Source organism: Modicisalibacter coralii, assembly GCF_004117855.1.
GTDB lineage: Bacteria > Pseudomonadota > Gammaproteobacteria > Pseudomonadales > Halomonadaceae > Modicisalibacter > Modicisalibacter coralii.
The window spans coordinates 1-9,600 of the sequence record NZ_QWBW01000003.1 but is presented as its reverse complement, the minus strand read 5'-3'; the positions used below and the strand labels follow the sequence as shown (position 1 = coordinate 9,600).

The following is a 9,600-nucleotide window of genomic DNA, read 5'->3' as shown; positions in this document are numbered from 1 at the left end:
CGGCGAGCACGCCGAACTGGTCAGCCACGATGTCCAGCTGGCGCACAACGGCTATCTGCCGGAGCAGCGTCGGGTCACGCCGGTCCGGCGCCCCGACTTGCTGATGCGCTGGTTCCTGCCCAACTGGTACTGGGCCTGCCTGATCGACGATGACTATGGCGGGGGCGCGATGCACAGCCTGCAGATCTTCGATCGCACCGGGCGCTCGGTGCACCGTCTGGTGATCGCCGACATCGATAACCGGGGCTGGCGGCAACTCGAGGCCGCGACCGACGCTCGGCATCCTCGCGCGAACCCAGCCCGCGCCACTCGGCCCGTAGCGTCTCGACGTCGGGCGGCGTCTCGGTCACGGCGTCGATCGTCTGCACGAAGGCCGGGGGCCGAGCGTCTGCTGCGGCGCTATCGCTTGAGTCGGCTCACCGCCAATCGCCTGCTGGCGGGGCATGGCGCCGAACGGCTGTCCGTCGATGCCTTCGTCGCTGTCCTCGAGCGTCCGCTGCGGCGTCGTGTCACCCTGGAACTCGAGGGCTGCACCCATGTCCAGAGCGGCTGGATGACGCCCTGGTCGGCCCGGGGCGACCCGTCGCTGGTGCTCGGCGGCGGGCAATTGCGCCTGACCATCGACACCACGGCGTTGAGCGAGGCCTGGTGCGTCACGCGACCGGGCGCGGACGGCCGTCTCGAAACGGGCTTCGAGGCTTTCGATGGGCAGGGGCGTCTGGTCGCCAGCGTGGGTTAAGGGGAGCCGGGGCCGCGTTATGATCTCGCTCAATCCCTCGGCGGGGGTTCTCGGCTACGCTTGTGGCGATGCCTCCAGCGAGGGCCGGCCATGGACGTCGAGCAGTTGTTCGATGCCAGCTATCAACGGGTGCTGTCGGACTCCGCCGGCGGGCAGGATTTCTTCGACGCCTTCTACCGGCGCTTCATCGCCTCGTCCGACGAGGTGGCGGCCAAGTTCCGTCACACCGACATGGCGCGTCAGCAGGCCATGCTCAAGAAGGCCTTCTACCGGCTGCTGAGCTTCTTCGCCTCGAGCGAGACCGATTACTACCTCGAACGCATCGCGGTGGTCCACGACCGCCGGCATCTCGATATCCGCCCGGCGCTGTACGATCTCTGGCTGGAGAGCCTGATCGATACCGTGCGCGCCTTCGACCCGTGCTTCGACGCCGACGTCGAACTGGCCTGGCGCCTGGTGATGGCGCCGGGCATCGTCTTCATGACGTTCCATCACGGGCGCGGGCCGACGACGCCCGGGGCGTGACGCCGGCGTCGCCGCGCTATGGCGACTTGCGGGCCACCAGCACCGCGCGGCGCGGCGCGGGGTAGCCCTCGACGGTGCGCGAGCGATCCACGGGATCGAGAAAGTCGCTCAGCGACTGGAAGGTCATCCACTCGGTGGCGCGCTGTTCGTCGAGGGTGGTGGGGGCCTCGTCGACCACCCGTACGTCCTCGAAACCGCAACGCGACAGCCAGCCGGCGAGCGCCCGGGACGAGGGCAGGAAGTAGACGTTGGGCATCCGCGCGTAGCGCTCCCCGGGGACCAGCACCGTGGTCTCGTCGCCCTCGACCACCAGCGTCTCGAGGACCAGTTCGCCCCCCGGGCGCAGGGCGTCGCGCAGTTGCCACAGATGATCGAAGGGCGAGGCCCGGTGGTAGAGCACGCCCATCGAGAACACCGTGTCGAAGGCGGCCAGGCCCGGTGGCACGTCCTCGATGCCCACCGGCAGGAAGTGCGTGCGCCCGCCATCGGCATCGCCGACGAAGTGGCGGACCGCCTGGAACTGGTAATAGAAGCGCGGCGACGGGTCGATCACCAGCACGAAGGCGGCGCCGGCACCGGCCATGCGCCAGGCGTGATAGCCGTTGCCGCCGCCCACGTCGAGGATCCGCCGGCCGGCCAGTGGCGACAGGTGCGGTGCGACGCGCTGCCACTTCCAGTCGGAGCGCCACTCGGTATCGATGGCGATGCCGGCCAGCCGGTAGGGCCCCTTGCGCCAGGGCATCAGCGCCTTGAGCAGGTTGTGGCTGCGCCGCCGGTCGGCCTCGGAGAGCGTGACATCGACGCTGACCGTGTCGCGCTCCAGGGCGACGTCGCGGGCCGCCGGCAGTTGGGGCAGCTTGGCGACCGCCTTCTCCCAGCCGGGCAGGTCGCCGTGGCGCTTGCGGTCGAGGCCGCGTGCCAGCTGCTCGGGCAGGCGTGCCAGCCAGGTATCCAGGCCCTGCTCGACGAAGGCGTGATAGAGCGCCCGCTGGGCGGGGTCGTGTTCGCTCATGCGCCGGTGCCTCCCGTACGACGCGGCTTGAAGGCGATCATCGCCGCGAAGTTGAGATACTGGAACCAGGTGGTGACGCGCTCGAAACCGGCCCCGGCGAGGCGGGCGTGGTGGGTTTCCAGGGTGTCGGGGCGCAGCACGTTCTCCAGGGCGTTGCGTTTCTGGCTGATCTCCAGCTCGCTGTAACCGTTGGCGCGCTTGAAGTCGTGGTAGCGTTCCACCAGCCAGGCGTTCTCGGCCTCGTCGGCGGCGACGATCTTCTCCGAGAGGATCAGCACGCCGCCCGGTTCCAGGGTGGCGTACAGCCGTTCGAGCAGGCCGTCGCGTTCGCCGGGGTCGAGGAACTGCAGCGTGAAGTTGAGCACGATCAGGCTCGCCGGCCGGTAGTCGACATGGCGGATGTCGCCTTCGACGATCTCGATGCGGTGATCGGGGCACTCCGCGGCGACGATCTCGCGGGCGCGCCCGACCATGGCCGGCGACAGGTCGACGCCGGTCAGCGTGAAAGCGTCCGGCGGCAGACGGCCGGCCAGCGCCAGACCCACCGCGCCCAGCGAACAGCCCAGGTCGTAGACGTGGCCACCGTGGCGCAGGTGGCGCTCGGCGATCACGCCCAGCATGCCCAGGATCTGGCCGTAACCGGGGATCGAGCGGCGCACCATGTCGGGAAAGCAGGCCACCACCTGCTCGTCGAAGGAGAAGGACGCGACCCGGTCGAGGGGTGTCGTAAAGATCGCGTCACGGTAAGATGCATCACTCATGGGCATTCGTTGCTGATGTAGGAATGACGAACGTCACGGCAGCAGGGCAGGGCGTGGCCGCCGCGTCGAGGGGGCGAGCGCTCGCCAAGACCGCGAGCCACCCGGCCGTTTTCGGACAGCGCGTAGTGTACGCATCGCCCGCCCGGCATGCACCCGCCCCGTGGGACCCTGGCGCGGCACGGGCCGTGAGTTCGCCATTGTACCGTTCAAGGAGGAACCGATGACCACTACCGCCACGACGATCGATCAGCACCCGGCCTGGCTGGCGCTTCGCGAGCATGCCGGGGTGATGCGCGACGTGCATCTCACGGAGCTGTTTCGCGAGTCCGAGCGGCGCTACCCGGACTTCAGCCGGCGTGCGGTCGGGCTGATGCTCGACCTGTCCAAGCAGCGCTGGCGCGGCGAGACCCTCGACAAGCTGCTCGACCTGGCGCGGGCCGCCGGGGTACCCGAGGCGATCGGCCGCCTGCTCGCCGGCGAGCGCGTCAACCTCAGCGAGGATCGCCCGGCGCTGCACACCGCGCTGCGTCTGCCGGCCGACGCCAGCCTCGAGGTCGACGGCGAGGACGTGGTGCCGGCGGTGCATGCCACCCTGGCCAGGATGGCGCGGATCGTCGAACAGTGCCACGCCGGGCAATGGCGCGGCGCCACCGGCAAGGCGGTCACCGACGTGGTCAACCTCGGCGTCGGTGGCTCGGACCTGGGGCCGCTGATGGTCTCACACGCGCTGGCCGACTACCGCCCGCGCGACATCCATCCCGTCGAGGTGCATTTCGCCTCGACCATGGATGGCTCGCAGCTCGCCGACTACCTGACCCGCTTCAACCCGGAAACGACGCTGTTCGTGCTGTCGTCGAAGTCATTCACCACCATCGACACGCTGTCCAACGCGCGCACCGCCCGCGACTGGCTGCTGAGTCACCTGGTCAACGGCGACGGCGATCGCGACCTGGTGATGCGCCAGCACTTCATCGGCGTCTCGGCGAGTCCCGAGAAGATGAGCGAGTGGGGCATCGCCGAGAACAACCAGCTGGAATTCTGGGAGTGGGTCGGCGGCCGCTATTCGTTGTGGGGCGCCATCGGTCTGCCGATCGCCCTGGCCGTGGGCATGGACAACTTCCACGAGCTGCTCGCCGGCGCCCACGCGATGGATCGCCACTTCGCCAGCGCCGAGCTCGCCGACAACCTGCCGGTGCTGCTTGCCCTGGCGGGGATCTGGAACAACAACTTCCTCGACATCCGCGCCCACTCGATCCTGCCCTACGACGGTCGTCTGGAGTTCTTCGCCAGCTATCTCGAACAGCTGGAGATGGAGTCCAACGGCAAGTCGGTGACCAACAGTGGCGAACTCACCCGCTATTCGACCTGCCCGGTGCTCTGGGGCCAGCTCGGGCCCAACGCCCAGCACGCCTTCTACCAGTTGCTGCACCAGGGCACCCAGGCGGTGGAGTGCGACTTCATCGCGCCCATGCGCCGCTACGACCGGGTCGAGGACGAGGCGACCCGTCAGCATCTCAAGAACCAGCATCGCCTGACCCTGGCCAACTGCTTCGCCCAGTCGCGGGTGCTGATGCTCGGTGACGAGGCGATCGATGACGACGGCCCGCGTCCCAGCCACAAGCGCTATCGCGGCAACCAGCCCTCGACCACCGTGTTGCTCGACCGCCTGACACCGCGCACCCTGGGGTCGCTGGTCGCGCTCTACGAGCACAAGGTGTTCGTCCAGGCGACTATCTGGGACATCAATCCCTTCGACCAGTGGGGGGTCGAGCTGGGCAAGAAGATCGCCACCCAGACCGAGGGCATTCTCGCCTCCCACGAAGGGCTCGAAGCGCTGGATGGCTCCAGCCGGGGCCTGATCGAGGCGGTCTGGCAGGCCGAGGAACGGACTTGATGCTGTTTATTCATCCAGGTTTTGCGGTATGCTGAGTGACGGCCTGCGCAGCGAGCCGGCCAGTGGCGTGCTGTACCTGCACGGCTTCAACAGCGGCAGCGACTCGCCCAAGGCACGGCTGATGCGTGCCGCCTGCCGGCGGATCGGCCCCGGCGACGCGCCCCTGCCGTGCCGGACGCCGCAGCTCTCGCACCGGCCCGAGGCGGCGCTGGCGAGTGCCGAGGACGCCCTCGCCGAGCTGGGCGACGCCCCCCTGCTGGTGGGCAGTTCGCTGGGCGGATTCTGGGCCAGCGTGCTGGCCGAACGGCACGACCTGCCGGCGGTGCTGATCAACCCGGCGGTGGCGCCGGCACGGTTGGTCGACGCCTGGCTGGGCCAGGATTTCGTCAACCCGTACAGCGGCGAGCGTTTCACCATCGAGGCCGAGCACCGCGATGCCCTGACGGCGCTGGTGCCCGAACGGCTCACGCCGGCACGCTATCTGCTGCTGCTGGGCACCGCCGACGAGACGCTCGATTGCCGCGACGCCTTCCGCGCCTACCGGGGGTGTCGCACGCTGATCGAGCCGGGCGGCGATCACGGCTTCAGCCAGCTGGCGGCGTATCTGCCGGCGGTGCTGGCCCACGGCGGGCTCACCTTCGCCGGACTGGCGCAGGAGGGTGCCGCCGGGCCCTGAGCGACGACTATCAGCCATTTCTCCGGATAACGCATGACGCAATACAGTGCCTCTTCGATCGAGGTCCTCTCGGGCCTCGAGCCGGTGCGCAAGCGCCCCGGCATGTACACCGACACCACGCGGCCCAACCACCTGGCGCAGGAGGTCATCGACAACAGCGTCGACGAGGCGCTGGCCGGCTACGCCGGGGAGATCCGCGTCCGGCTGCTCGACGACGGCGGCATCGAGGTCAGTGACGACGGCCGCGGCATGCCCATCGACATCCATCCCGAGCACGGCCTGTCGGGGGTCGAGCTGATCCTCACCAAGCTCCACGCCGGAGGCAAGTTCTCGCAGTCCAGCTATCGCTTCTCGGGCGGGCTGCACGGCGTCGGCGTCTCGGTGGTCAATGCGCTCTCCGAGCGGCTCGAGGTCGAGGTCTGCCGCGACGGCAGCCGGCACGCCATCGCCTTCGCCAAGGGCGAGAAGGTCGAGGAGCTCAGCGTGATCGGCAGCTGCGCCAAGCGCGCCACCGGCACGGTGGTGCGTTTCTGGCCCGAGCTCGCCTACTTCGACTCGCCCAGGCTGTCGTTGCCGCGACTCAAGCACCTGCTGCGCGCCAAGGCGGTACTCTGCCCGGGGCTCAAGGTGGTGTTGAGCGAAGCCGACGGCACCCAGAGCGAATGGCAGTACGAGGACGGCCTGCGCGACTACCTGGCGCAGACCAACGACGGCTTCGAGGTGTTGCCGGACTCGCCCTTCGTGGGGCACTTCGCCGACGACGAGCAGGGCGTCGACTGGGCGATCCAGTGGCTGCCGGAGGGCGGCGAGCCGCTGATGGAGTCCTACGTCAACCTGATTCCCACGCCGCTCGGCGGCACCCACGTCAATGGCCTGCGCTCGGGGCTGCTCGAGGCGTTGCGCGAGTTCTGCGACTACCGCAGCCTGCTGCCGCGCGGCGTCAAGCTGACCCCGGACGACCTCTGGGAGCGGGTCTCCTTCGTGCTCTCGGTGAAGATGCTCGACCCGCAGTTCGCCGGTCAGACCAAGGAACGGTTGTCGTCGCGCACCGTCGCCGGCTTCGTTTCCGGGGTGGTCAAGGACGCCTTCTCGCTGTGGCTCAACCACCACGTCGACCAGGCCGAGGCGCTCGCCGAACTGGTGATCAGCGCCGCCCAGCGCCGCCAGAAGAGCGCCAAGAAGGTCGCCCGCAAGAAGGTCACCGCCGGTCCGGCGCTGCCCGGCAAGCTGGCCGACTGCTCGGGACAGGACCCGGCGACCAGCGAGCTGTTCCTGGTCGAGGGCGACAGTGCCGGCGGCAGCGCCAAGCAGGCCCGGCACCGGGAGACCCAGGCGATCCTGCCGCTGCGCGGCAAGATCCTCAACACCTGGGAGGTGGATTCCCACGACATCTACAACTCCCAGGAGGTCCACGACATCGCCGTGGCCATCGGCGCCGATCCGGGCAGCGGCGACCTGACCAAGCTGCGTTACCACAAGATCTGCATCCTCGCCGACGCCGACTCCGACGGCCTGCACATCGCCACCCTGCTGTGCGCGCTGTTCGTGCGCCATTTCCCGGCGCTGGTCGATGCGGGGCACGTCTATGTGGCGATGCCGCCGCTCTACCGCATCGATCTCGGCAAGGAGGTGCACTACGCCCTCGACGAGAGCGAGAAGGCGGCGATCCTCAAGCGCCTGGAGGGCAAGCGCGGCACGCCGAACGTGCAGCGCTTCAAGGGCCTCGGCGAGATGAGCCCGCTGCAGCTGCGCGAGACCACCATGGCCGCCGATACCCGGCGGCTGGTGCAACTGACCCGCGCCGACGGCGACGGCACCAGCGAGATGCTCGACATGCTGCTGGCCAAGAAGCGTGCCGGCGATCGCAAGGGGTGGCTGGAGGATTACGGCAATCTGGCCGATATCGAGGTTTAGCCCTTTCGGGAAGCTGTAAGCGTTAAGCCGTAAGCTGTAAGAAAAACCGAAGCGTGTTGGGGTTACTTACAGCTGGAAGCTTACGGCTTACAGCTCTTCCCGAGCGTATCGAGCGGGCACCGCCCGCGAAGTTTCCATGCAGGCAGACAGGGCCCCGCACCCATGACCATGGATATCCATGTGGAGGAAGGCGACGTCGAACGCCTTTCCCTGAAGGAATACACCGAGAAGGCGTACCTCGACTATTCGATGTACGTGATTCTCGACCGGGCGTTGCCGCACGTCGGCGACGGCATGAAGCCGGTCCAGCGGCGCATCATCTACGCCATGCGCGAGCTGTCGCTGACCGCCAACGCCAAGTACAAGAAGTCGGCGCGCACCGTCGGCGACGTGCTGGGCAAGTTCCACCCGCACGGCGACAGCGCCTGTTACGAGGCGATGGTGCTGATGGCCCAGCCGTTCAGCTATCGCTATCCGCTGGTCGACGGCCAGGGCAACTGGGGCAGCCCCGACGATCCCAAGTCGTTCGCGGCGATGCGCTACACAGAGGCGCGGCTGTCGAAGTTCTCCGAGGTGCTGCTCGGCGAGCTCGGCCAGGGCACCGTCGACTGGATGCCCAACTTCGATGGCACCATGAACGAGCCGGCGGTGCTGCCGGCGCGATTGCCGCACGTGCTGCTCAACGGCGCCACCGGCATCGCGGTGGGCATGGCCACCGACATTCCGCCGCACAACGTCCACGAGGTGGTCGAGGCGACCTGTCATCTGCTGCGTCATCCCGAGGCCACGGTGGGCGATCTCGTCGCCCACGTGCCGGCGCCGGACTTTCCCACCGAGGCCGAGATCATTTCCCCGCGGGCCGATCTCGCCAAGCTCTACGAGAGCGGTCGCGGTTCGGTGAAGCTGCGCGCCCGCTACAGCCTGGAAGAGGGCAATGTGGTGATCACCGCGTTGCCCTATCAGGTCAGCGGGGCCAAGGTGCTCGAGCAGATCGCCGACCAGATGCAGAAGAAGAAGCTGCCCATGGTCAGCGATCTGCGCGACGAGTCGACCCACGAGACGCCCACGCGGCTGGTGATCGAGCCGCGTTCCAACCGCGTCGACATCGAGTCGCTGATGGCGCACCTGTTCGCCACCACCGACCTCGAGAAGAACGTCCGCGTCAATCTCAACGTCATCGGTCTCGACGGCCGCCCGCGGGTGCTGTCGCTGGCCGAGATGCTCGGCGAGTGGCTGCGCTATCGGCGCGCCACGGTGCGCCGGCGGCTCGAGCACCGGCTGGGCAAGGTCGAGGATCGCCTGCATATCCTCGAGGGCCTGCTCGCCGCCTACCTCAACATCGACGAGGTGATTCGCATCATCCGCGAGGAGGACGAGCCCAAGCCGGCGCTGATCAGCGCCTTCGGCCTCTCCGACCGCCAGGCCGAGGCGATCCTCGAGCTGCGCCTGCGTCACCTGGCCCGCCTCGAGGAGATGAAGATTCGCGGCGAGCAGGACGAACTGCAGGCCGAGCGTGAGCGCCTCAAGGAACTGCTCGGCAACGACGCCGCGCTCACCGACCTGATCGAGAAGGAGCTGCGCGACGCCGAGCGCGAATACGGCGATCCGCGCCGTTCGCCGCTGGTCGAGCGCGAGGAGGCCCGGGCGCTCTCCGAGGTCGAGCTGATGGGCGCCGACCCGGTCACGGTGGTGCTCTCCGAGAAGGGCTGGATCCGCGCCGCCAAGGGCCACGAGATCGATCCCGCCGGGCTCGCGTTCAAGGCCGGCGATCGTTTTCACCTGGCGGCGCGGGGCAAGACCAACCAGCCGCTGGTGCTGCTCGACGACAGCGGGCGCGCCTACACCCTGGCGGCGCACAACCTGCCCAGCGCGCGCAGCCAGGGCGAGCCGATCACCGGACGCATCAACCCCGCCGCGGGCGCCCACATGACCGGGCTGATGCTGGCGCCGCCCGAGACGCGCTACCTGCTCGCCTCGGACGGCGGCTACGGGTTCGTGGCGCGGCTCGACGACCTGATCGGCAAGAACAAGGCCGGCAAGGCGGTGCTCAGCGTGCCYAAGGGCTGCAATGTCCTGGCG

Annotated in this window: 8 protein-coding genes; 6 read left to right on the top strand and 2 right to left on the bottom strand. The window is 68.5% G+C overall.

The window, feature by feature from the left end; all coding sequences use genetic code 11:
• A partial coding sequence (locus D0901_RS00350; protein WP_162500792.1) for a ChuX/HutX family heme-like substrate-binding protein occupies window positions 1-739 on the top strand: 739 nt, incomplete at its 5' end.
• Window positions 740-829: 90 nt separating this feature from the next.
• Entirely contained in the window at window positions 830-1,264 is a 435-nt protein-coding gene (locus D0901_RS00345; protein WP_129138306.1) for a globin, read from the top strand.
• Window positions 1,265-1,280: 16 nt separating this feature from the next.
• On the opposite strand, the gene cmoB is transcribed toward D0901_RS00345, so the two are convergent.
• Window positions 1,281-2,276, bottom strand: coding sequence for a tRNA 5-methoxyuridine(34)/uridine 5-oxyacetic acid(34) synthase CmoB (gene cmoB, locus D0901_RS00340; RefSeq protein ID WP_129138305.1), 996 nt, complete (start codon window positions 2,274-2,276; stop codon window positions 1,281-1,283).
• Window positions 2,273-3,037 (bottom strand): carboxy-S-adenosyl-L-methionine synthase CmoA, encoded by a 765-nt coding sequence (gene cmoA / locus D0901_RS00335; protein WP_129138304.1) that lies wholly within the window; start codon window positions 3,035-3,037, stop codon window positions 2,273-2,275. Before cmoA ends, cmoB begins: the two co-directional genes overlap by 4 nt.
• 220 nt (window positions 3,038-3,257) lie before the next feature.
• Between cmoA and pgi the strand changes: the two genes are divergently transcribed.
• The 4 genes from pgi to parC all read left to right on the top strand — a co-directional run.
• A complete protein-coding gene (gene pgi / locus D0901_RS00330; RefSeq protein ID WP_129138303.1) occupies window positions 3,258-4,931 on the top strand; it encodes a glucose-6-phosphate isomerase in 1,674 nt (557 codons plus the stop codon).
• Window positions 4,932-4,959: 28 nt separating this feature from the next.
• Window positions 4,960-5,607 carry a YqiA/YcfP family alpha/beta fold hydrolase gene (locus tag D0901_RS00325; RefSeq protein WP_129138302.1) on the top strand — a complete coding sequence of 216 codons (648 nt, stop codon included), beginning with the start codon at window positions 4,960-4,962 and terminating at the stop codon, window positions 5,605-5,607.
• A gap of 33 nt (window positions 5,608-5,640) precedes the next feature.
• Entirely contained in the window at window positions 5,641-7,521 is a 1,881-nt protein-coding gene (parE, locus tag D0901_RS00320) for a DNA topoisomerase IV subunit B (RefSeq protein ID WP_129138301.1), read from the top strand.
• Between the two features lie 162 nt (window positions 7,522-7,683).
• On the top strand, window positions 7,684-9,600 hold a 1,917-nt coding region (gene parC, locus D0901_RS00315), incomplete at its 3' end, for a DNA topoisomerase IV subunit A (RefSeq protein ID WP_129138300.1).

Excerpts from the sequence above, each read along its gene's own strand:
- D0901_RS00345 (WP_129138306.1), top strand. The coding sequence starts at position 830 with ATGGACGTCGAGCAGTTGTTCGATGCCAGCTATCAACGGGTGCTGTCG.
- cmoB (WP_129138305.1), bottom strand. The coding sequence starts at position 2,276 with ATGAGCGAACACGACCCCGCCCAGCGGGCGCTCTATCACGCCTTCGTC.
- cmoA (WP_129138304.1), bottom strand. The coding sequence starts at position 3,037 with ATGAGTGATGCATCTTACCGTGACGCGATCTTTACGACACCCCTCGAC.
- pgi (WP_129138303.1), top strand. The coding sequence starts at position 3,258 with ATGACCACTACCGCCACGACGATCGATCAGCACCCGGCCTGGCTGGCG.
- D0901_RS00325 (WP_129138302.1), top strand. The coding sequence starts at position 4,960 with ATGCTGAGTGACGGCCTGCGCAGCGAGCCGGCCAGTGGCGTGCTGTAC.
- parE (WP_129138301.1), top strand. The coding sequence starts at position 5,641 with ATGACGCAATACAGTGCCTCTTCGATCGAGGTCCTCTCGGGCCTCGAG.